The sequence below is a fragment of the Microcoleus sp. F10-B2 genome, from assembly GCF_036704965.1.
GTDB lineage: Bacteria > Cyanobacteriota > Cyanobacteriia > Cyanobacteriales > Microcoleaceae > Microcoleus.
On the sequence record NZ_JAUBTB010000017.1, the window covers coordinates 73,474 to 97,606 of the forward strand.

Below are 24,133 nucleotides of genomic sequence, written 5' to 3' on the forward strand. Positions count from 1 at the left end.
ATTATTTGCAGTCAAGGCGATCTACAAAATACTCCTGATACAACTGACATCTCGGAATGCAATGATTTCCATCCAACTTCACCAACCCCATACTATTTAACTTAAACCCCAATTCTGACCTCAATCTAACTGGCTGGGAAACACTCACAATTTCCCTCATCGCCTCCATTAATTCCGAATATTTCTCTAAATTCCATAAATGTCGCCGCAAATGATCGCTGTAAATTCCCGCTTCAGTTGCAGATTCTTTCACTAACCGATCTAAAGTCACATCTTGACGCGAAATATGATACATTCCTAGCCGCACTAAATAAGGATTTCCGCCCACTAACCCCATCAATTCTGCAACTTCATTCCCACTCCAATTCAATCCGTGCCGCTTTGCCAAATCTTGCACTTGCTGCGAATTAAACTCAGGCAAATCAATGGGCAACCCCACATTAAACGGCGATTTATTCACATCCAGGGGGATATATACTTCCGTAGAATGCACCACAATCAAACGCAATTTTTTCCAAATATCTCGCCGTTTTGCTTCTTCGTGCAAAGCTCGCAATAACCCAAAAAAGTCGTCGGCAATTTCCGGCGATTCAAACAGGCGATCGCTCTCATCCAACCCTAACGTCAGAGGTTTTGAAGATTCAGACAGCAAATACTGTTCAAAATAAGCCTTACAGCACTGATTGCTGCCAATCAAATCGGCTAATTCCCAACACTTCGGCAACTGCTCCAGCATTCCTAACTCTTGACCGATGCTAGCACAAAACCACTGCAAAAATGTATCTGAATTAGCCAAAACTCTCCTATTTGCTAGCTGAAAACTCAGCGCTACCGTGCGAGAACCTTGCTGTTCTGCATGATGCAAAATCCTCGCCATTAAAGAAGTTTTGCCCATCTGTCTGGGTGCTTTGATGCGGATCAGCGCTCCCGGTTGGGCGATCGTCTCGTAACAGCGGGATTCGATCGGAGGGCGATCGATATAAAAACGAGAAGCTATTTCAACTTGTCCTCCCGGCAATTCTGGCGGCGCGGCTGGCAGGGGTTGAATTATTGACTGTTTTGTGCTACTAATTGCGTTCCATTGTACAGCTAATTCATGGTCGGCAGTTAACGATGTGCGACCTTCTTTGATAATGGTAAAAATTTGTGATAATAACTTAAATGAGTCGCCAGCACCGCGCCACAGCCAGGGCTGAATTCCTGCTAAATAGCTCAGTAAATCAAAGGAAAGCGGTGTATTTAATTCAACGCAAATCGGTAAAATTGCGGGTTTGTGAGCAGTTAAATTGTGCGATTCATTGGCTAGCTGCACTTGTTCCAATATCATTTCGCTAGCGGCCGATTCTTCGGAAATCAGCAACAGCAAATAATCGCAACGCTTTAAATATGAGCCTGAGTCGCTGCTGTTGTTAATAAAAAAGACTTCGTGCCCTCCCGCACTCAAAGCTTGGTGTAACTGCTGGGAAAGGGTTTTGGGTGAGGTCGATCGGGCGTTGGGGAAGCCCTCGAAGAGGATCGCCACTTTTGCCCTCACCAGCACTACCTCCTCTGGATCTGAATTCGCCTCAAAATCGGCTATATCGCGCCATTCCTGACCCAATCCGCGACAAATTTCGATGAAATTGGCATAATCCACAGGTTTGCCATTCAGGAAATGGCTGACAGTAGATTGGGCTATCCCTAAATCCTCAGCCAGGATTTTCTGACTGGGAAAGCCGTTTCTCAGCAGAGACGATTTAACTGCGGGAATGTATTGGAGACGCAGCCTGAGCGATCGCGGCATTGTTTATAACGATCGAGACACTGAAACCATCATAAATGCTAACCGTCCCAAAGTCGATAAAAAGTCGATGAAAAGTCGATGAATTTTCAAATAACTCACTCGCGAACTCAAATGGCGGCCTGATTAGATGAGAAATATCCAGGTTGAACCACATCAAAGCGAGGTAAAAGCATTGTGTATTCTATCCTAATTTTGTCGCTGGCATCCGCGACTAATCAACCAAGTTTCGGCTTCACAGCGCCGATGTTGTTGCTGGGAGTTGTGTTAAGTGCGATCGATCTATTAATTCTCACAACTCACCCGCCAAGATAAAGTTTTGACTGCCAACATAGAGGAGAAAATACCATGAGTCAACAAAAGTCTAAGTCAAATAGCATTTTACTCCAGGTTTATAGCGGTTTACTCAAGGGTCGTGGATGCTTATTGCTTGCGTTCATTGGGTGTTTCACCCTGTTTGTCATGCCATCAATTTTTGTTGAGATATTATGGTCACCTACGAGTTGGTTAGTTAAGGTTAAGCAAGCGGAAGGCAAACATCATGTTTCTTCAATGAACAGAGCCCAGCAAGCTTATTTTGCAGACAAAGGTGCTTTTTCTACTTCTATTGAAGCTTTAGAAATTGGAATCGAAACAGAAACAAATAACTACAAATATTCAATTCGTGTTACGAAAATAGCAGCATTTAGTTATGCAGTAGCTAAAAACCAGCGGTTTAAAAGTTATTTTGGTGGTGTTTTTATAGTTCCCGCTCAAGAATTAGATCGAAACGCCGATCGAGATGAAATGACGACTGTATCCATACTTTGCGAAACTGAAAAGCGCCCTTTCTTTAGAGTTAAACGAACAGATGAGCCAGATGAGCCAGCGGAACCAATTTATCAAAATGGTCAGGTTATTTGCGGTAAAGGCACAACAGAATTGACCAGATAATCTAACTCAGCAAATCCCAGAATATTTCAACCATATAAATAGGAAGAGATCGAGATGAAAGCATCGGAATTAATTCATCTGTATAAACAAGGTAGAAGAAACTTTAGCAGAGAAAACCTCAGAAGTGAGAATTTTGATGGTCAGGAACTGTCTGATATTAATTTGAGTCATGCCGATATTCGAGGTGCTAGCTTTGTCAATGCTAATTTAACAGGAGCTAATTTTACTTATGTTAAAGCTGGCTCAACTTTTGGACTATCATTTTTCCGAACCATTTATCAGTTAAGTATTGCTTGTTTAGCAATGAGTTTATCTATTTATTACTGAATTAATTATGCTATTATGGAGGCGAAGTTCTTAAACGGTGAACTTGACCACGACACTGGTGGACTTGCATTAGGTTTTTTTGTTAGTATGTATCTATATCCGTCGTTACTCTTTCTTATTTTTTCAGCAACATGGATTAAAGAAAACCGCACCAGTATTTTCTGTTACTACTTTACTACCATTTTATTTGTAAATATACTTGTCCACCATTTTACAAATAAAACTACATTAATAGGTGGCTTTATTTTTCATTCCCTGATGCTATCACCACTAATTACTTTAGTTTCTACTACAGTACATTATATTGTTGAAAGTTTACCATATCAAGGAACATGGATGTGCCAAGTTACTACTTTTAACGGAGCATTTTTACAAAAAGCTGATTTTTCTCAAGCCACTTTGGGGAATACAGATTTCAGATTTTCTCTGTTAGAAAATACTTGTTTTTATCAGGCAAGATATCTTAACATTAAACTCTTTAGAAAAACACGCCTAGCGTCAAGAAAGCTGTTAATTAATTCTATTAAAACCAAAGTAAATAGGAAGCGATCGAGATAACAGCCTTAGTTCCCAATCTCAAATCTCAAATCGATTTAATATCGAATGCTGTACTGATATCGTTTGTAAGTCCCACAGTCCGACAGGGGATTAATTCCCTGTCTCATAGCGAAAGTCCTCTCAAAGAGGACTGAAAAGCCAATTAAATAAATATTGAATCCTCTATTTTAGAACTCAAATTTCAAATCAATAGTCGGTCTTAATTCAGATATTGCATTATTTTAAATAACCTGTAGGGGCGGGTTCGCCAAGGGTAAAAAACGTAGCAAACAAGTTAAATAAACCCGCCCTCCCACGCATAACCTCCAAATAACTCCCATATTGATATTGAGGCAATATCTCAGTTTAAACTGACATCTTGCACCATTGCCAATATGGGGGTTATTCGTGAGATAGGGCGGGTTTATTTAAGCTGTTTGCTAGTGTCAAAGCCCTTGGCGAACCCTCCCCTACAGGATTGTTGAAAGGCGTGCAATATCTAAATTTTAACCGACTTTCGCTTTGAGGCAGGGGTTTAAACCCCTGCCGGAATGTGGCTTTGACCTTAAATTGACTGCCAACCGTCCCTAAAGTCGATCAAAAGTCGATGAAAAGTCGATGAATTTTCAAATAACTCACTCGCGAACTCAAATACCCACCTGATTAGATTAGAAATAACAAGGTTGAATCCCATCGCAACGAGGTAAAAGCATTGTGTATTCTATCCTAATTTGGTCGCTGGCATCAGCCACTAATCAACCAGGTTTCGCCTTCACCCCCCCGATGTTGTGGTTGCTGATCGGAGTTGTGCTTAGTGCGATCGAGCTATTAATCATCAAAACTCAGCCCCAAAAATACAGGTTTTACGTGCTAATGATGGGAGCTTCTGCTTTAATTGAATCCTTTATTTTGTGGAGAGGCTCGATAGCATTTGATTTTAGTTGGGCGAACATAATGTATGAAGATTTTGACTGGCAAATCTTCTACTGGATGGGGATAGCCCTCGCGCTGAGCATCTGGATTCGACCGATTTTCATTGTTCGCAAAAAGTTTGTGATTCCCGAAGCAACCGAAGCGACAACTATCTCCGAAATTTTCCCCGGAGAAACCGGAATGGTGATTTATGAAGGGGCTTCGTGGAAAGCTCGCAACGAAGATTCCCAAGGGGCGATCGCACCCAGACAAAAAGTTTACGTTTTGCGCCGCGAAGGAAACACGCTGATTGTTGTACCTGACAGATTAATTCACATCAACAGCTAAACCTTGGCATTAACCTCAATTCATTCAGGAATTACGCACGCTGTGTTGAGAAACCGGGTTTTTTACCGAATCTGCGGGCTATAACGAAATATTTTCGTAAAAAACCCGGTTTCTAAGTCCCGATGTGCAAATCCTATCATCTTTAGTTCACAGCTTAAAATTAGCAGGAGATTCACTATGTATCAGTATTTTTTGATGGTGTTGTTTGCAATCACCGGAGTATCCTTAGCCAACAGCGTTAAAATCGTCCGTCAAGGAGATGAGGCCTTAGTTGAAATTTTCGGAAAGTACGATCGCAAGAAACTCGAACCTGGTTTGACATTTCTGATTCCCTTTGTCGAAACAGTCGCCTATAAACAAACTCTGCGCGAGCAAATTTTAAGACTGCCACCGCAAGAATGTACGACGCGCGATCGCGTTGCCGTCACAGTTGAATTTATTGTGTACTGGCGAATTATTGACTTAGAAAAAGCTTCCTACAAGGTACAGAATCTCAAGGAAGCGATGTTAAATATGCTCATTCTTTCAATTCGGACTCACATTGCGACATTAGCTGTAGAGGAACTTTACACGGCTCGCAATGAAATCAATAATGCTTTAGTGCAGGAGTTGGATACAACGACAGATCCTTGGGGGGTGAAGTTTACGAGAGTGGAATTGCGCGATTTTGCGATCGGCAGTAAAGTGGTTCAGCCAACATCCATTGACCGGAAAGAAGTACAAAAGCTGCGAGCTTAGAGATTAGTATTTCCTCCTTTTCCTCGTTACCAGGCAGAGCCTGGTAACGGAGATCCAAAGACTCTCCCTTGCCGACTTTAATTCGCATTGTATATACCATTTACGGAGACAAGACCATGACTAAATATCAAGAATCAAGTATTAGCAATTCAGCTTATAACGGTTGCGGATGCTTATTGCTTTTAATGGGCATTGGAGTAATGGGCGCGATCGCTCTGCCATCATTTCTTAATACTAGCCATAGCTGCAGGATTCCCGAAGCAAAACAGTATGTTGGCTCGATGAACAAAGGTCAGCAAGCCTATTTTGCAGAAAAAAATGCTTTTGGTACTTCTGTTGATGCTTTAGGACTTGGCATTAAAACAGAGACAAAAAATTTCAAGTATTCACTTCGTGCCACTAAGAAAGCAGCATTTAATTATGGAGTATCCAAGGAAAACAACTTAAAAAGTTATGTCGGTGGTGTTTTTCTGGTTCCTGCTAAAAAGTTTGAGCCAAATGCTGCTAAAGAGGAAATAACGACCGCATCTATCTTGTGCGGAGCTGATTCTCCCGGTACAATTAAACCAGCGGAACCCACCTATGAAAATGGTAAAATAGCTTGCGGTAAAGGCACGACACAAGTGACCAGATAATCTAATTATAGGCTAAATAATGACAGTCGATTACCAATATCAAATCGGCGGCAGTCTCCCGCAAAATGCACCTACTTATGTAGTGCGACAAGCTGACTCAGAACTTTATCAAGCCCTCAAAGCTGGAGAGTTTTGTTACGTGCTCAATTCCCGACAAATGGGCAAATCCAGTTTGCTGGTGCGAACTGTACAAAAACTCTCGGCTGATGGCATTGCCTGTGCTACGATCGACCTTTCGGACATTGGCAACCAGCAAGTCTCTCTAGATAAGTGGTACGGTGGCGTCGCTTACAAGCTATTGTGCAGTTTCAACCTGTTTAACCCAGTCGAGTTTATGACTTGGTGGCGGGAGAGAGAGTTGATGCCGCCGGTGCAGCGCTTAGGAGAGTTAATTGAAGAGTTGCTGCTGGTCAAAATTTCTCAAAACCTGGTCATTTTTATTGATGAAATTGATAGCGTTCTGAGTTTCCAAGAACCGCTAGACGATTTTTTTGCATTAATTAGATGTTGCTACAATAAACGCGCTCACAATTCAGAATACCAGCGCATTACATTTGCTTTGCTGGGAGTAGCTACGCCATCGGATTTAATTAGCGATGCAACTCGCACGCCCTTTAATATCGGTTTAGCTATTGAATTACACGGTTTTAAATTACAGGAAGCTCTGCCTTTAGCAAAGGGGTTTGAGGGAAAAGTAGACAAGCCTCAAGAGGTTTTAAAAGAGATTTTATACTGGACTGGAGGGCAGCCATTTCTGACTCAAAAGCTTTGCAAGCTGATTTTACACCATGTAAAAAGCTTAGGTTCGGCTTCTATTATATCAGACTCAACGGATGAAAGCAAAACTGAAATTATTACTATAAATCAATTATTAATTAGCGAGATAGTGCAATCTCATATTATTGATAATTGGGAATCATCTGATGAACCGGTACACATCAAAACAATTCGCGATCGCCTTCTCAGAAGTCAGCACCGCGCCAGTAGGTTATTAGGACTATACCAAAAAATATTGCCACTTTCAGAACCCCCCGATTGTAGGGGCGGTGCCCCCGTGCCCGCCCTGGCAGGGGGGATCTGCGCCGATGATACTCCCGAACAAACAGAATTGCGGCTGAGCGGATTAGTAGTAAAACGAGCCGGAAAATTAACCGTATCCAACCGCATTTACGCAGCTATATTCAGCCACAACTGGATCGAAAAAGCACTCTGCGACTTGCGCCCCTATGCTGAATCCCTAACAGCATGGATAGCTACAAATTGTCAAGACGAATCTCGCTTGTTGCGCGGTCAAGCACTGGAAGATGCCCAACAGTGGGCGGCAAATAAAAGCTTGAGTACCCAAGATTATCAATTTTTAAATGCGAGTCAAGAAGCAGAATTTGCCAAGTTCCGCTGTCAAGAAAAACAGCATAAAGCTGAAATAGAACAACTGCGCCGCGAAAAAAAGTTACTAGAGGAACTAAGCGAAGCACAAAAGCAGAAAAAAGTGATTGCAGTTAAACTTTGGCGCGAGCAACAACTGAGAGTGCAAACAGTTACAGTAGCAGCAGGTATACTGATATTAATTTTGATAGCAGCCTTTTGGATTAAACCATCAATCGAAGAAAGAAACCACAAAATCCTCACTCTCAGTTTGCTATCAGAAACGCTCTTGGCTGCCGATAAAAAAGAGGAAGCTTTGCTAGAAAGCATTAGAGCTGTTACAGAAATGAAACGATCGCTCGGAGTGAGTTCAGATATTCAGATGCGAGTGGCGATCGCCCTCGAACACGCAGTTTACAGCTTTCAGGAACGCCGCCGCTTGCAGACTCAAGCCAGTACCCTTGCTTTCGCGAGCTTCAGTCCCGACAGTCAAACAATTGTGACGGCTACCGATGATAATTATATCAAACTTTGGCAAACTAATGGAACTTTGCAAGCAACATTGACAGGGCATACTGATAAAATTAGGAGTGCTATTTTTAGTCCTAGCGGTCAGATAATCGTCTCTGCAAGCGACGACCAAACTCTCAAAATTTGGCAAAAAGATGGCCAATTGCTTCATGATTTAAAAGGACACAGCGGTCAAATAACCAGCGTCTCTTTTAGTCCAGATGGTAAAATACTTGCTTCAGCAAGTGCCGATGGAACAGTTAAACTCTGGAAAATAAACGGTGAAGAATTGTCAAGTTTAAAAGTGGATCGAGGTTGGATAACCAGCGCCAGTTTTAGCCCCGACGGTCAGATAATTGCTGCGGCTGGCACTGATGGTACTGTTAAACTTTGGAGTTTGACAAAGCTTGTGGAAAAGTTGCAAAAACAGCAGTCAATCGAAGCAAGCACCGATATCAAATTGCTCAGAACTTTACAGATGAAAACTGATAAAATTATGAGTGTAACTTTCAGTCCCGATGGATCGCTGCTGGCGACGGCAAGTGCTGGGGGAACTGCGAGAATTTGGAGCAAAGACGGCACACTGCTAAGTATTTTAAAGCATACAAGTGGATTGACAAATATTAGCTTTAGTCCCGACAGTCAAATGTTGCTATCTGCAAGCACAGACAAAATGGTGAGGCTGTGGAATATTGACGGTACGTTGCTCCAAACTTTAAAAGGTAACAAGGATGCTGTTTGGAGTGCGAGTTTTAGTCCAGACGGCAAAGCGATCGCAAGTGCTAGTGCTGACGGTACGGTGATGCTGTGGAATCTTAATCTTGACAATTTGCTGGTGCAGGGCTGCAATGTCGCCCGCAATTATTTTTCGACAAATCCGATCGCAAATCCAAACAATCGCCACCTCTGCGACGGGATTGGAACTCAGTCGGAACTCACGCAAAAAAAACCCGGTTAAAAGTCAAAATCGTGAGTTTTGCAGCAAAATATCTAGGCAGAAACTGGCTTTTTGACCAAGAATTTCTTGATGGTACAAGCCCCGGGATTTATCCGTGGAATCAATCCAAAATCTCAAATCGAAAATCCTTGCGTCCCCCGCATTTATCTCGCGCAAGTCAATCTAAAATCTAAAATCTAAAATCTAAAATCGATTGACCGCCCCTGGGTCTAGGGCTGATATGGTTACAATTGGTAGCAGCTAATAGGTAATAGGTCAGCCCGATCGGTGTATTCAACTCTAGAACAAAAGTACCAGCGCCTGCAAAAAGACTTAAGAAACGGAGTCATCGCCCTTGGCGGCATTTTATGCACGGGTACTCTCTGGTATTGGCAGGTGGAAAAATGGTCTGTGCTCGATGCCGCTTACATGACAGTCTTTACCCTAGCAACTGTGGGCTACGGTGAACTTCAGCCCCTCGGGAAACGCGGGCGAATGTTTACCATATGCCTGATTTTGATGGGTGTGATTGTGATAGGTTTCATCGTCAACCGCTTTACAGAAGCGCTGATTGAAGGATATTTTCAAGAAGGAGCAAGAATTAGGCAGCAGCGGCGATTGGTAGATTCTTTGATCGGGCATTACATTCTCTGCGGTTTTGGGCGCACTGGCCGCCAAATTGCCTTGGAATTTCAGGCCGAAAACATCTCTTTTGTGGTGATAGATTCGGCGGTGCAGTCGGTTGAGGCAGCTTTGGCGTTGGGGTACACGGCTGTGCAAGGAGACGCGACTCTGGACGAAATTTTGCTCAATGTCGGGATCGATCGCGCAATTTGCATAGTAGCAGCTTTGCCTTCGGATGCCGAGAATTTATACACTGTCATGTCAGCGAAAACTCTGAATCCCAAAGTGCGGGCGATCGCCCGCGCCACCACAGAAGAAGCCGTAAAGAAGTTGCAGCGGGGCGGTGCCGATGCTGTCGTATCCCCCTACATTACCGGGGGAAAACGGATGGCGGCGGCGGCTTTGCGGCCTCAAGTTATGGATTTTTTAGACGGTGTTTTGACGGGCACCGATAGTTCTTTTTACATGGAAGAATTTTTGGTCGATCCCAATACCTGTGTCTACGTCGGGCAAACTTTGAGAAATGCCAAGCTGCGATCGCAATCGGGGGCTTTGGTTTTAGCGGTGCGGCGCGCTGGCGGGACTTTGATTGTCGGGCCTACGGGAGAAACTGCGATCGAAGGAGGAGATATGCTGATTTGTTTGGGTACTGCTGAACAACTGCGAACTCTCAATCAAATCCTCAGTCCCCTGAGTTTTCGTCTCCCCCGGCCCCCGAACTAATACGATGTCAGGTTTCTAGTCAGGAATGCAAGTCCTCCTTTGGGGCGGTTTCGGCAGGCGTTGGGAAAGTTGGCAGGGTTGGGATGTGCGATCGCTTCGGCTGGCTTCGCCTACGCAGGTTGGGAATTTCCCAATTGTGGGCCGAGGTTTAAGATTTCTGCTTTGTGGGTGAATGGCTGGTGTCAGTGCTGTTTTATGAGGTTTGGACAGATGACCAATTTTCAGAAGTCCATCATTTAGATACTATTTTCTGTAGATACATAAATATAAGTAACTTATTTTTAGTTAAAATATAGATAAAAGGATGATTTAGGATGGTAGTCTATTTAGAGGGAATTTGCTCTGACCTTGAGACAATTGGTTAGAAAATAATGAATTCTGGATCGTTGGCGATCGCTATGTCCATATAACAAGTATCAGGAAATAGATGAATCAAGTTGTCATTGAAAATCCTATTATTAACTCTGCTTTCTTAGAACCAAAGTGTCACTTTCGCTTTGATGATGACGGTATTACTGATGAAATTCTCGCATCCCGTCGCATCAGTCATTATTTTATCCCCATTGCCCAGCCAAAGAAAAAAAGTAAGCAGTTTCAACAACTAGAGCTAAATCTAGGTGAATGGACACAAGACAGGGTAGCAGAAAACAAGTTTATCAACCAAGTGCGCGATCGCGTTAGCTTGTGGAGACGTGGCGGGTATCTCTACGTTACTCCGACTACTAAAAAATTATTGGAATATTGGACTAATCCCGATCGCGAACGTAAATTATACTTTTGCCAGATAGAAGCTTTAGAGGCAGTTATATATATCACCGAAGTTGCAAAAAAGTGCGGTGATAACTGGATTGAAAACCAACTACGACAGTTCAATGAAGATGCGAACCCGCTGCTGTTCCGCATGGCTTGTAAAATGGCGACAGGGAGCGGTAAAACAGTAGTAATTTCAATGCTAATGGCGTGGCATACTCTTAATAAATCTGCCAATCCTCAGAATAATAAATTTAGTGATGCTTTTTTGGTGGTAACGCCGGGAATTACTGTGCGCGATCGCTTGCGGGTACTCCAACCTAATGATGCTGAAAATTACTACAAAAAACTTGACTTAGTTCCACCAGAATTACTGCCAGAATTGGAAAAAGCTAAAATTGTTATTACTAACTATCATGCTTTTAAACTGCGAGAAATTAATTCAGCAGCCCGGTTGACTAAAGACATTCTCGCGCAAGGGAAAGAAAGTGCTTTTACTGAAACCCCAGACCAAATGGTAAGGCGAGTTTGCAAAGGTTTGGGCAATAAGAAAAATATTATTGTGATTAATGATGAAGCGCACCACTGTTACCGCCGTCGCGTTGGTGATGATGATGCCAAGCTCAAAGGTGATGACCGCAAAGAAGCAGAAAAACGCAATGAACAGGCACAACTTTGGATTTCTGGGATTGAAGCTGTACAGGCAAAAATTGGGGTCAAAGTTGTTTATGATTTGTCAGCTACACCGTTCTTTTTAAAAGGTTCTGGCTATCCAGAAGGCAATCTATTTCCTTGGGTAGTTTCTGACTTTTCTCTGATTGATGCGATTGAATCAGGCATTGTCAAAATTCCCCGCGTTCCGGTATCTGATGACAATATGAAAGGGGAATTGCCTGCTTATCGCAGTATTTGGCCCTTAATTCGCGATCAACTCCCCAAGAAAGGACGCAGTACCCAGGATGAAAGTAAGTCATTCCCAGAGCCGAAACTTCCTAAAGAGTTAGAGGGAGCCTTAGAAAGTCTCTATAGTAACTACAAACAAGCTTTTGAATTATGGGAACAGGACACACAAGCTACTGATAGAGGACAGACACCGCCCGTATTTATCATTATTTGTAATAATACCAATGTCTCTAAATTGGTTTATGACTATATTGCTGGTTGGGATACAGGAAAAAAATATCCTGATGGTAGACCTGTTTTAGCTCCAGGTAAACTACCATTATTTAGTAACGTCCAAAACGAAAACTGGATAGCTAGACCTAACACGATTCTGGTAGACAGCGAACAACTAGAATCAGGCGAGGCGATGAGTGCTGAATTTAAGAAAATCGCAGCACAGGAAATAGAAGAATTCAAAGCTGAATATCGAGAGAGATATCCAGGTAAAGATCCCGAAAAAATCTCACCTGAAGAGTTACTGCGGGAAGTATTAAATACCGTTGGTAAACCCGGAAAGCTGGGGGAACAAATTCGCTGTGTTGTCTCTGTTTCTATGTTGACGGAAGGATGGGATGCTAGTACCGTCACTCACATTTTGGGATTAAGAGCTTTTGGCACTCAGTTGTTGTGCGAACAAGTTGTGGGACGGGGACTGCGACGGATTAATTATGCAGTGAATAAAGAGGGAATGTATGAACCAGAATATGCCGAAGTTTATGGCGTTCCCTTTGCTTTTATCCCCTGTGCCGGTTCTAATAAAACGCCCAAGCGAGGACCACTGCCTACCCGCGTTCGAGCTTTGCCAGAACGAAGTGAATGTGAAATTACTTTTCCTAGGTTGACGGGTTATCGCTATGACATTAGCAGGGGGAAATTGACAGCTAATTTTACAGATGTTTGTCAATATGTTCTCTCTACGGCTGATTTGCCTACTCTTACAGTTAATGCTCCCATTGTTGGTCAATCTAGTATTCATACATTGGATCAATTGAAATCTCACCGAGAACAGGAAGTCGCTTTTTTGTTGGCAAAACTAACTTTAGAAAAGTATTTCCGATGGGATGGAAATCCGAAACCAGAAAAAACTACAATACATTTTTTTGATGCGGATGTACAAGCTTGGTTATTTCCCCAAGTTTTGCAAATAACTAAACAGTGGCTCAAAGAATGTGTCCGTTACAAAGACAATACCTATCCTCAGTTGTTAATGCTGACTGAATTTGCCCACGATGCGACAGACAGGATTTATCATGCCATTGTGGAAGGAGAGTTGCGGAAATCTTTAAAACCAATTCTCCGCCCCTATGATACTTTTGGTTCGACTCGCTATGTAGACTTTGATACTGCCCGTCAGGTTTATAGGACAGACCCTCATAAATGTCATGTTTCCCATGCAGTTATGGATAGTAATTGGGAAAACAAGATGCTGCAATCCTTAGAACAAATGAATGAGGTTGTCTCTTATGTAAAAAATCACTATTTAGGTTTTACTATTCCGTATACTCTCAATGGGGAACAGAGAAATTATTTGCCTGATTTTATTGTGCGAATAAATTATGGGCAAAAAGAACTGCTGAATTTAATTTTGGAAGTATCGGGGGAAGCGAGAAAGGACAAAGCAGCTAAGGTGGCAACTGCTAGAACTCTTTGGATACCAGCAGTAAAAAATCACGGGGGATTAGGGCGTTGGGATTTCTTAGAAATATCCGATCCTTGGAATGCCGAAAAATCTATTCGGACGTATTTGTCTCAGCAGACAGCACAAACGGACACGAATATTAGTACAATTCAAAAAACCCCTGGTGTTTGTGGAGGTAACGCTCGGATACGCAATACACGCATTCCTGTCTGGACAATTATTTCTTTTTACAAACTGGGGGCATCCGATGAGGAAATACTGAGGAATTATCCGGGGTTAAATCCCGCAGATTTAAGATTAGCTTCGTCATACTACGAACAGCATCAAACTGAAATTGATCGAGTAATTGCTGCTCAGGATGACGATGATGAAGATAGCTAGGCTTTACTCTAACGAAAATTTTCCTCTAGATATCGTCAACAAACTTCGCTATCTCGGACATGATGTTTTAACATCCTATGACGCAAAGCAAGCAAATCAAGGCATTCCCGATGATGATGTTCTCAAGTTTGCTCATCAACAAGAGCGGGCTGTGATTACGTTAAATAGGCAGGATTTTATTCAACTACACAAGCTTGTCAAAGAACACAGTGGAATTATTCTCTGTAAAGAATGTCAAGGAGATGATGATTATCAACAGCAAGCCTTAAAAATTCATGAATTGATTTTAGAGGTCAGTGAATTAAAATCTCGATTATTTCGGGTGAAAAAGCAGAATGTTAAAGGCTGTAAAACTCAAATATTTATCTACAAGGAAGTAACCAATGCCTAGAAAAAAAGATGATAAATCTACACCTATTGATAGTGTGAAACATCAGGATAAACGGGCTAATATTCCTACTGAAGAGTTGCGTGATTTTATGGCTGATGATGAGAAGAAACCGCAAAAAGTCCTTTATCCCCGCGATCCGTCCCTAGATCCGCAGTTGGTGTGGCAGGGGAAAGACGAACAGGACAGTCAGGATTTAGAGGTTCCGGCTGTTCCGATTTATATTCAAGAAAAGATACACCCCCATGCAATTATTGAGGATTTTAAGAAGCAGGTTAAGAAAGAACAGCCAGCGGAACAATTAAGCTTATTTAGTGATTTTAATGGGTTAGAGTTTGACCAATTAATTGATTTTTATCAGCATAAGGATGGGGTGAAGTGGGCTAACCGGATGATTCTGGGTGATTCGCTGTTGGTGATGAATTCATTGGCGGAGAAGGAGGGATTAAAGGGTAAAGTGCAGATGATTTATCTCGATCCGCCCTATGGGATTAAGTTTGGTTCTAATTGGCAGGTTTCAACTCGGAAGCGCGATGTTAAAGATGGGAAGGCTGAAGAGGTGACCAGGCAACCGGAACAGGTGAAAGCGTTTCGGGATACTTGGGAGTTAGGGATTCATTCTTATTTGAGTTATTTAAGGGATAGGTTGGTTGTAGCGAGGGAGTTGTTGACTGAAACTGGTAGTATCTTTGTGCAGATTAGCGATGAAAATGTGCATTTAGTTAGATGTTTGATGGACGAGGTTTTTGGGAGTGATAATTTTTGCGGACTCATTCCTTTTGTGACAACCAGCAGCCAGACGAGTGACTTGCTACCCAGTATTTGTGATTTTATTGTTTGGTATAGTAAAAATCGCTCAATTTTAAAATATAGGCAACTTTACTCTGAAAAAAATGTAGGTGAAGCAGGAGGAACAAAGTATAAAAGCCTCGATATGGGTGATGGACGGAAACTTTCATTGAATGAAGCAAGTAAAATTTATGGTATGAATTTACCGAAAGATTTAAAAATTTTCCGTCCTAGTCCTTTAGTATCACAAAGTGGCGGAAATAATAGCAGATTTCCAGTTAATTTTCAAGGTAAAGTTTGCACACCAAAAACAGGATTTTGGAAAACCAGTTCAGATGGATTTTCTCGATTAATTGCAGCAAATAGAATTATGGTTGAGGGAAATTCTCTTGCATACATTCGTTACCTTGATGACTTTCCTGTTTTTCCGCGAAATAATCTTTGGGACGATACATGGGGAGTTCAAAGTCGCAGCGATCCAAAAGTTTATGTTGTTCAAACAGATACTAAAGTTATTGAACGCTGCATTTTAATGACCACAGATCCAGGTGATTTAGTAATAGATCCAACGATGGGAAGTGCTACTACAGCCTACGTTGCTGAACAATGGGGAAGACGTTGGATTACCATCGACACAAGCCGCGTTGCATTAGCATTAGCTAGAACTCGCCTGATGTCTGCTAAATATCCCTACTACCTACTAACAGATTCTCCTGAAGGCATCCAGAAGGAAGCCGAAATCACTAAACAACTACCATCAACACAACCTAAGACAGAAAACGAAATCAAAAAAGGCTTTGTTTACAAGCGTGTTCCTCATATTACATTGAAGGCGATCGCAAATAATCCAGAAATTGATACTATCCATGCCAAATGGCAGTTACAACTAGAACCTGTTCGCACTCAATTAAACCAGTTGCTCAAAAAGTCCTGGGAAGAATGGGAAATCCCCAGAGAAGCCGATGCCAAATGGTCAGATGAAGCTAAAGAATTAATAGCTAAATGGTGGCAACTCAGGCAACAACGGCAGAAAGAAATCGATGAATCTATTGCGCGTAATGCGGATACGGAACTACTCTATGACCAACCTTATGAAAACAATAAACGCATTCGGATAACTGGCCCGTTTACCGTTGAAAGTCTTTCACCTCACCGCATTCTTTCTACTGATGAAGCATACCCAGCCTCGGAACAGGAAGGCGTTACCCAAGCATCAGATCAATTTGAAGTCAGAATCATTGAAAACCTGAAAAAAGCAGGAATCCAAAACACTTTAAAAAATCAACGCCTCAAGTTTGAAAATTTAGAATATTTAGAATCTCATGCGGGTACTTACATCCATGCCGTAGGCGAGTACGCAGAAAGTGATGAAACCATCAAGCGAGTAGCAGTTCACATAGGGCCAGAATACGGCACTGTCAGCGTTGATGATATCAAAGAAGCTGCCAAAGAAGCTGTAAAAGGCTTGGGGAATGATGTATTAATTGTCTGCGGTTTTGCCTTTGAACCTAATGTTAATGAAGAAGCCAAACGTTATGGCAAATTGCAAGTTTTAATCACTCGCATGAATCCTGATTTGTTGCTGGGTGACGAACTACTCAAGAAAACAGGGGCGGGTAATTTATTTATGGTATTTGGCGAACCAGATATTGAGTTAAAACGCCAAGATGGTAAGCTAGTAGTCACCTTAAAAGGCTTAGATATTTACGATCCCACTACAGGAGAAATTCGCAGCAGTTCGCCTGATGATATTGCTTGTTGGTTTATTGACACCGACTACAATGAGGAAAGCTTTTTTGTGCGTCATGCCTACTTTACAGGTGCTAACCAACCTTATGAAAAATTAAAGCGGGCGCTAAAAGCGGAAATTGATGAAGATGCTTGGAGTCAGATATATTCTACTACTAGCCGTCCTTTTGATCCCCCCAAAGGCAAGAATGGTAAACCGGGAAAGATTGCGGTTAAGGTGATTAACCACTACGGGGATGAAGTGTTAAAAGTGTATGAAAGTCTTTAGAACTGTTGCGATCGATCGACCATAATATTTTGGTCAGGGCGGGTTTTTGAGATTGTCAATTATTGGCAGATATTGGCAGGTTTACCCGCCCCTACAACAATTGCGATCGATCTTGATATTCATCAATCCCAAAGAAACCGGGTTTTTTACTGAATTTGCGGGCTGCGACGGAGGATTTTCGTCAAAAACCCGGTTTCTGACCACCCGTGGTAAGTCCTAAATTTGAGACTTGACAACATTAGAAGCCGATGGCGGGATTTGAACCCGCGACCGACCGATTACGAATCGGTTACTCTACCACTGAGCTACATCGGCACAGACAATTTTGGATTATAGCACAAGCTAAGCTAGAAAAGCAACGAGTTGTAGAATTTAATTCAAAACTCCACAACTCCTAACTCAGAACTTGTTAAACGGCCAGTTCCCCGTCAGTTGAGCCGCCTCTGGCCCCGGAATAAACTAAACCCCGCTGCATATCCAGGGTCAGCATAGTTCCGTCCCGAATTACCCGCGTGGCATTCTGCACGCCCACCATCACGGGCACGCCCAACCGCAAACCGATAATCGCGGCGTGAGAAGTCAAACTATCCTCCTCCGTCACCACACCTGCGGCTTTCCGAATCATGTCCACAAAAGCGACACTGGTGTGCTCTACTACCAAAATGTCTCCTGCGTGGAAATTCGCCACATCCGCAGCAGTGCGAGCAACCCTGGCCATGCCGCTCACCGAACCCAAACCGACACCGGTGCCTTTGCCTAAAACCGCTGTCACTACCTCAACTTTGATCAAATCCGTCGATCCGGCAACCCCTTGCAGAGTACCGGCGGTCATCACCACTAAATCTCCGTCGCACACTAACTCTTTTTCCTGGGCGACAGTCATCGCAGATTGAAATGTCTGGCCGGTGGATGGCAAATCCAGCACCAGCAAGGGTTTGACTCCCCATACCAGTTGCAGTTGTCGGGCTACGTCTACGTGAGGAGTAACTGCCAAAATCGGAGTTTTCGGTCGGAATTTCGAGACATTGCGGGCTGTAGCGCCGGTTTTGGTCAGCGTCATGATGGCGGCGGCGTTCAACTGTTCGGAGATTTGGCTGACTGCTTGGCTGATGCCGTTGGGGATCGATCGACCAATATCTTCTACATTCCTAATATTGCCGCTAATTCCTTCTCTCTCCATCCGCACCGCAATTCTCGCCATCGTCGCCACCGCTTCGACAGGGAACTTGCCGACAGCGGTTTCATTCGAGAGCATCACCGCATCAGTTCCGTCGAGAATCGCGTTTGCCACGTCGGAAATTTCCGCGCGGGTGGGACGAGGATTACCTACCATGCTGTCGAGCATCTGGGTAGCGGTAATTACCGGAATCCCCATGCGGTTGGAGGTAGCAATCAGCCGCTTTTGCAAAAGCGGCACGTCTTCGGCGGGCAGTTCCACTCCCAAATCGCCGCGGGCGACCATCACGCCGTTGCAAAGGGCCAGAATTTCCTCCATTTGTTCGATCGCCTCGTGCTTTTCGATCTTGGCAATCACCGGTACTTGCTTGCCCGCACTGGCTATCAGTTCTTTAATTTCGAGCATATCCTGGGGATTGCGCACGAAGCTCAGGGCCACCCAATCGACACCTTGGTCGAGACCGAACATTAAATCTTTGCGGTCTTTGTCAGTTAGCGCCTTAATTGACAGGTAAACTCCCGGAAAATTCACGCCTTTGTTGTTAGAAAGTGGCCCGCCGACGACGACGCGGCAGTAGAGTTCCCGCGCCCCGCGGTCTACTTTTTCCACCAGCATTTCCACTTTCCCGTCGTCGAGCAGAATCATTGAGCCCTCTGGAACTTCGTCTGCTAGGGGTTCGTAGGTGACGGAGGAAATTAGCTCGGTGCCTGGAACCGGGCGGCTGGTGAGAATGAAAGGGTCGCCGTTTTTGACAACAATAGACCCTGTTTCAAAGCGGCCCAAACGAATTTTCGGACCTTGGAGGTCTTGGAGGATGGCCACCGGCTGGTTGAGTTCAAAGGATGTTTGCCGGATTAACCGAATGCTGCGTTGGTGGTCTTCTTCTGTTCCGTGAGAAAAGTTGAGTCGCAAAGTTGTGGCACCAGCTTCTATGAGGTTGCGCAGCACTTGTGGGTCCGAAGTGGCAGGGCCAATGGTGGCGACGATTTTAGTCCGGCGTAGGGCTTTTGGCAGTTGCATGAATTGAGATGGGGTGGCTGGAGGATTTATTGTTTAATTTTCGGCTAACGTTTCATCTTTCACTACAAGCAATGACGCACGTCTTAGTTATTAAAATTTTCTCGACCGTCAAAACAGCGGGCATTGACCATTCTCTAGAATATCTGACTTTATTACCGATCGATAATCTTTTCTTTTGGAGCGCCTTTTCTTAAAAATAACTTTCGCCCCAAGGCTTGACAAATATACAGATATACCCATTTTGTTGCGGGTTTCCCAAGAGCGTTGTGCGAATCTAACATCGGTATGCTTGCAAAACAACAATAGTTTGATTGTTTTGCAGACGACGGGCGATCGAGATTAGATACAGTGATTTCATAAAACTTTACTATTTAGAGGCTTGTATCTTATACTACGCAAGTGTGAAATATTAAGGAGTGCTAACGAAGATGTCGGAGGCAGGACGGCCGCTGACCGTGCCTAAAGAGTTTCTGAGTCCTCCCGGTGACTTCAATCCGACACTGCTGCTGTTTTTGAGTGCAGTGGTGATTGTCGTGATTTCTTACTGGGGTTTCTGGTTTTGGGAATGGCCCCAATGGTGCTGTTTTTCATTGAACGTGTTGGCTTTGCATATGGCGGGAACAGTGATTCACGATGCGTCTCACAATGCGGCCCATCGCGATCGCACAATTAACGCTATTCTGGGACACGGTAGCGCCCTGATGTTAGGTTTTGCATTTCCCGTGTTTACGCGGGTACATATCCAGCATCACGCCCACGTTAACGATCCCGATAACGATCCAGACCATTATGTTTCGACCGGCGGGCCTTTGTGGTTGATTGCTGCGAGGTTTTTTTACCACGAGATATTCTTTTTTAAGCGCAAACTGTGGCGAAAAAATGAACTTTGGGAATGGTTTTTCAGCCGTTTGTTTGTCGTAGCTGTGGTGTATATCTCCATTCAATACGACCAACTAGGTTACGTGATGAACTTTTGGTTTTCTCCTGCTTTGGTGGTGGGGTTGGCGTTGGGGTTATTTTTTGATTATTTACCTCACCGTCCATTTCACGAGCGCGATCGCTGGAAAAATGCCAGAGTATATCCTAGCCCTATTCTAAATATCTTGATTTTGGGGCAGAATTATCATCTGATTCATCACTTGTGGCCTTCGATTCCTTGGTACAATTACAAGCCTGCTTATGAGGCTGTTAAGCCGCTGTTGGATGAGAAAGGTTCCCCTCAAAGTTTGGGAATATTGGAAGGGAAAAAGGACTTTTGGAGTTTTATATATGACATCTTTTTAGGGATTAGGCTGCATCACAGGAAGGCCCTTGATTGACAAAAAACCCGGTTTCTTTGAGAATCCGGGTTTTTTTTATAATAAAAGCTTTTAACCATATATCCGCAGGGCAGGTTTTGTAATGTCTCAAATCCCGTAAAAAATAAACCCACCTGTAATGGTGAGTTAACTTTTAAATCAAGCCCAAAGTGAAGCTATGATTTTTCCCCAGCCACCGCAACCGCTAAATTCCAATCGGGCCGCAAATTTTGAGCTCCCCGCAAATAAGGATGATAAATTTCAGTATGTGCAGGCCAATTGACGTGAATTAAAAACCGGATGCAGCGTTCTAAAGCACCCTCAACGTGCATTTGCTGTACGTCCAACAAAGGAACATTACACCAGTGAGGACGTTCGCGGGCGATCGCAGCCGGAAACACAGCATCTAAATCACGAGTAGCAGAAAACGTAGCACTAATAATTAATTCTGGATTTATATCATTTTTTGCTTCTAATTCATCTAACAATTCTTTCACCGCTTCTCGAATTGCTGCCACCGAATTCTCGCTAGCAGTAGTTGCCCCACGAATCCCCCGCACTTGCCACTCCACGCAAATTTCCTCCATATTTTTGTTATGAGTCATTAGTCATTAGTCATTAGTCATTAGTTATGAGTCATTAGTTATTAGTCATACTAAATTAGGCTTAAATACCCACTTTATTTCTTAGTCCCCGCTTGAGTGGACTTCGTTTGTGTAGTTTGACCTCCAACTCCTAGGCGAAGCCAGGGCGAAGCGCCACATTGGAGTTGGAGGTCAACAGATTTCAATCGCCCAATCATCCAGGGAGTAACTAATGACTGCTGACTTCTGACCAATGACTAATTTATTTAATCACGGGCGATACATCCACAGCGGCAAACCGCTAGTAGAAAGCTCGAATTCCAGCAAATTATTGTAAGCCCAAAGCCCGGATATATCCAGACTACTCCCCAAGACGCGATTTAGGAAAGGTTTTTGTTTTTCTAGCGTGCAAGACTCGGTTTTTTCCGGGTCGAGGCCTGCGAGTTCGGCGGCAAGGCGGCGAGCGTCCTCTTCTGTTCCGAGTCGATCGACCAAACCCAATTCTAAGGCTTGCTGGCCGGTAAAAACCCGACCGTCGGCAAAAGTTTTCACGTTTTCAACTGCCAATTTCCGGGCTTCAGCAACGGTTTCCACGAATTGCTGGTAGCTGGTGTCAATCAAGTCTTGCAGAATTTGCTGTTCCGGATCCGTCAATTCGCGATCGAATGCCAAGATATCTTTATACGGCCCCGATTTAATCACCTGAAAAGAAACGCCTACTTTTTCTAACAGCCGTTCTAGATTGTTACCCCGGATAATCACCCCAATGCTGCCGGTAATTGTACCGGGATTGGCAACGATATGCTCGGCTCCCATGCCGATGTAAACTCCGCCAGAAGCTGAAATATTGCCGAAACTGGCAACAATTTTGACTTTTTCGCGCAAACGCTTGAGTGCGCTGTAAATTTCTTGGGAATCGCCGACAGTGCCGCCGGGGCTGTCTATCCGCAGCAGCAAGGCGGGAAATTTGCGTTCTTCAACGGTTTTGAGAGCTTCTAGCACTCGTTTACGGGTTTCTCCGGCAATGGCTCCGGTGATTTCGATACGGGCGATTTGTTTGCGGTAGCGGGGCTTGAATGGCCAAATCATGGGCAGTGTACAGGCAATGTTACGAAATTTTGTAGCTAACTTCTTATAGTGTGCCTTATTCATCAAGGTAGATGTTGTGCCATTTAGGAACAGGCAAGATGCCTGTTCCACAATCAAGCAATTTCTTGTGGAACGGGCATCTTGCCTGTTCCTCATGGTTCGCAACAGGCAAGATGCCTGTTCCACCTTGATTTTGTTGTGGAACGGGCATCTTGCCTGTTCCTCATGGCCGCAACAAGCAAGATGCCTGTTCCACCTTGATTTTGTTGTGGAACGGGCATCTTGCCTGTTCCTCATGGCCGAGATTTGTGCGATCGCACTTAACCCAACATCAATAATATATAATTGTAAAAATTGCTTAACAAATCTACATCATTCTCCTGAGAGCCACTCTCATCAATTATTTGGAGTCTCCGCCATGCAGCTAAAACTTACCGATTCTAAACTGCCTTTTGCCCCGCTGTTGCTAATTGCACCATTTTTCCTCTGGGGAACCGCGATGGTAGCGATGAAGGGCGTGATGCCGCACACAACGCCGCTGTTTGTGGCATTCGTGCGTTTAGTACCTGCGGGCGTGTTGGTGCTGCTGGCGGCAGCGCTAATGGGAAAACCGCAGCCGCAGGGTTGGAAAGCTTGGCTGTGGATTTCGCTGTTTGCTTTAGTTGACGGTACTTTATTTCAAGGCTTTTTAGCCGAAGGTTTGGCGAGAACCGGTGCGGGTTTGGGTTCGGTGATGATTGATTCTCAGCCGCTAGCTGTGGCGATTTTGTGTTTGTGGCTGTTTCAAGAAAAAATTGGTTTTTGGGGCTGGTTGGGATTAGTTATTGGCGTTGCGGGCATCAGTTTAATCGGGTTGCCCGATGGCTGGATTTTGGGGCTTTTTCATCCTGAAAACGCGCAGGTTTCTGGGGGTATCGAACAGTTGTTTCAGGGTGGTGAATGGTTGATGCTGTTGGCGGCTTTGTCGATGGCTGTGGGTACGGTTTTGGTGCGCTGGGTTTGCCGATATGTCGATCCGGTAGTAGCGACTGGCTGGCACATGATTTTGGGAGGTTTGCCGCTGTTGGCAATTTCGGCTGCAACGGAGTCCGAACAGTTTGTGAATATTGATTTTTCCGGCTGGATGGCGTTAGGTTATTCTACCGTGTTCGGAAGTGCGATCGCCTACGGTTTATTCTTTTATTTTGCTTCTACCGGCAGTCTAACCAGTTTAAGTTCTCTTACCTTTCTTACCCCTGTTTTTGCTTTGCTATTCGGTAATTTGTTTTTGGGCGAAGTCCTCAATCCGCTGCAATCGATGGGAGTTGGGCTGACTTTGGTGAGTATTTATTTGATTAATCAGCGGGATACTTTGGGTGAGAAATTGCGAAAAGTGCGATCGGGCCAAGCAAATTCTGAGGAGGAAGCAGCAGGGTTGTTAGAGTCTTCTGAGTTGAATTCGGTGGAGTTGCCGGTGCAGGTGCGGGTAGGCGAAATGGAATCGGAAGTTTAGATTTAGATTTGGTTCCCGACGCAATTAACTCGATCCATAAAAACAGCTTAATTTACATTAAAAATCGTCCTCTGGTTCTCCAGCAATATTTCTTTTTTCAATTTCTTCTATAAAGAATTTGGGCGTTGCTGAACTAGGGTATGATGAAGTTGTCCTCCGAGCGTCAAAAATCACACACATTTAAAAGCAATATTATGC

19 protein-coding genes and 1 tRNA gene are annotated in these 24,133 nt (G+C 43.8%); 14 read left to right on the forward strand and 6 right to left on the reverse strand.

The window, feature by feature from the left end:
* Position 1 precedes the first annotated feature (1 nt).
* Entirely contained in the window at positions 2 to 1,783 is a 1,782-nt protein-coding gene (locus QUA99_RS09400; RefSeq protein ID WP_333235769.1) for an AAA-like domain-containing protein, read from the reverse strand.
* A 174-nt stretch (positions 1,784 to 1,957) separates the two neighbouring features.
* Between QUA99_RS09400 and QUA99_RS09405 the strand changes: the two genes are divergently transcribed.
* The 12 genes from QUA99_RS09405 (at position 1,958) to QUA99_RS09460 (ending at position 17,275) form a co-directional block, all read left to right on the forward strand.
* Positions 1,958 to 2,095 (forward strand): hypothetical protein, encoded by a 138-nt coding sequence (locus QUA99_RS09405; protein WP_333235768.1) that lies wholly within the window; start codon positions 1,958 to 1,960, stop codon positions 2,093 to 2,095.
* Between the two features lie 33 nt (positions 2,096 to 2,128).
* Positions 2,129 to 2,713 (forward strand): type IV pilin-like G/H family protein, encoded by a 585-nt coding sequence (locus QUA99_RS09410; protein WP_333235767.1) that lies wholly within the window; start codon positions 2,129 to 2,131, stop codon positions 2,711 to 2,713.
* Between the two features lie 54 nt (positions 2,714 to 2,767).
* Positions 2,768 to 3,040, forward strand: a complete 273-nt coding sequence (locus QUA99_RS09415; protein ID WP_333235766.1) for a pentapeptide repeat-containing protein — start codon at positions 2,768 to 2,770, stop codon at positions 3,038 to 3,040.
* Positions 3,041 to 3,055: 15 nt separating this feature from the next.
* Positions 3,056 to 3,598 carry a hypothetical protein gene (locus QUA99_RS09420; protein ID WP_333235764.1) on the forward strand — a complete coding sequence of 181 codons (543 nt, stop codon included), beginning with the start codon at positions 3,056 to 3,058 and terminating at the stop codon, positions 3,596 to 3,598.
* 693 nt (positions 3,599 to 4,291) lie between these two features.
* Complete coding sequence (locus tag QUA99_RS09425) at positions 4,292 to 4,837, forward strand: NfeD family protein (protein WP_333235762.1); 546 nt, start codon at positions 4,292 to 4,294, stop codon at positions 4,835 to 4,837.
* Between the two features lie 177 nt (positions 4,838 to 5,014).
* On the forward strand, positions 5,015 to 5,575 hold the full coding sequence (locus QUA99_RS09430; protein WP_333235761.1) for an SPFH domain-containing protein: 561 nt from the start codon (positions 5,015 to 5,017) through the stop codon (positions 5,573 to 5,575).
* Between the two features lie 116 nt (positions 5,576 to 5,691).
* Positions 5,692 to 6,210: a type IV pilin-like G/H family protein gene (locus QUA99_RS09435; protein ID WP_333235760.1), complete on the forward strand. Its 519-nt coding sequence runs from the start codon at positions 5,692 to 5,694 to the stop codon at positions 6,208 to 6,210.
* A gap of 19 nt (positions 6,211 to 6,229) precedes the next feature.
* On the forward strand, positions 6,230 to 9,043 hold the full coding sequence (locus QUA99_RS09440; protein ID WP_333235759.1) for an AAA-like domain-containing protein: 2,814 nt from the start codon (positions 6,230 to 6,232) through the stop codon (positions 9,041 to 9,043).
* 267 nt (positions 9,044 to 9,310) lie between these two features.
* Positions 9,311 to 10,369 carry a potassium channel protein gene (locus QUA99_RS09445; RefSeq protein WP_333235757.1) on the forward strand — a complete coding sequence of 353 codons (1,059 nt, stop codon included), beginning with the start codon at positions 9,311 to 9,313 and terminating at the stop codon, positions 10,367 to 10,369.
* Positions 10,370 to 10,796: 427 nt separating this feature from the next.
* Entirely contained in the window at positions 10,797 to 14,081 is a 3,285-nt protein-coding gene (locus tag QUA99_RS09450) for a BPTD_3080 family restriction endonuclease (RefSeq protein WP_333235756.1), read from the forward strand.
* Entirely contained in the window at positions 14,065 to 14,472 is a 408-nt protein-coding gene (locus tag QUA99_RS09455; protein ID WP_333235755.1) for a DUF5615 family PIN-like protein, read from the forward strand. The genes QUA99_RS09450 and QUA99_RS09455 overlap by 17 nt, the downstream gene beginning before the upstream one ends.
* Positions 14,465 to 17,275: a site-specific DNA-methyltransferase gene (locus QUA99_RS09460; protein WP_333235754.1), complete on the forward strand. Its 2,811-nt coding sequence runs from the start codon at positions 14,465 to 14,467 to the stop codon at positions 17,273 to 17,275. The genes QUA99_RS09455 and QUA99_RS09460 overlap by 8 nt, the downstream gene beginning before the upstream one ends.
* 243 nt (positions 17,276 to 17,518) lie before the next feature.
* On the opposite strand, the gene QUA99_RS09465 is transcribed toward QUA99_RS09460, so the two are convergent.
* Together QUA99_RS09465 and pyk are read right to left on the reverse strand one after the other, a co-directional pair.
* A tRNA-Thr gene (locus tag QUA99_RS09465) sits at positions 17,519 to 17,590 on the reverse strand.
* 94 nt (positions 17,591 to 17,684) lie between these two features.
* Positions 17,685 to 19,472, reverse strand: a complete 1,788-nt coding sequence (gene pyk / locus QUA99_RS09470; protein ID WP_333235753.1) for a pyruvate kinase — start codon at positions 19,470 to 19,472, stop codon at positions 17,685 to 17,687.
* A gap of 428 nt (positions 19,473 to 19,900) precedes the next feature.
* Here pyk and crtR point away from each other — a divergent pair, with 428 nt between their 5' ends.
* Positions 19,901 to 20,791: a beta-carotene hydroxylase gene (gene crtR, locus QUA99_RS09475; RefSeq protein WP_333235837.1), complete on the forward strand. Its 891-nt coding sequence runs from the start codon at positions 19,901 to 19,903 to the stop codon at positions 20,789 to 20,791.
* Positions 20,792 to 20,946: 155 nt separating this feature from the next.
* On the opposite strand, the gene aroH is transcribed toward crtR, so the two are convergent.
* From aroH to QUA99_RS09490, 3 genes are all read right to left on the reverse strand, one after another.
* Positions 20,947 to 21,375: a chorismate mutase gene (aroH, locus tag QUA99_RS09480; RefSeq protein WP_445250995.1), complete on the reverse strand. Its 429-nt coding sequence runs from the start codon at positions 21,373 to 21,375 to the stop codon at positions 20,947 to 20,949.
* Positions 21,376 to 21,624: 249 nt separating this feature from the next.
* Positions 21,625 to 22,443, reverse strand: a complete 819-nt coding sequence (gene sppA, locus QUA99_RS09485; RefSeq protein ID WP_333235752.1) for a signal peptide peptidase SppA — start codon at positions 22,441 to 22,443, stop codon at positions 21,625 to 21,627.
* 55 nt (positions 22,444 to 22,498) lie between these two features.
* Complete coding sequence (locus QUA99_RS09490) at positions 22,499 to 22,654, reverse strand: hypothetical protein (RefSeq protein WP_333235751.1); 156 nt, start codon at positions 22,652 to 22,654, stop codon at positions 22,499 to 22,501.
* A gap of 207 nt (positions 22,655 to 22,861) precedes the next feature.
* Here QUA99_RS09490 and QUA99_RS09495 point away from each other — a divergent pair, with 207 nt between their 5' ends.
* On the forward strand, positions 22,862 to 23,935 hold the full coding sequence (locus QUA99_RS09495) for a DMT family transporter (protein WP_333235750.1): 1,074 nt from the start codon (positions 22,862 to 22,864) through the stop codon (positions 23,933 to 23,935).
* Positions 23,936 to 24,133: the final 198 nt, after the last annotated feature.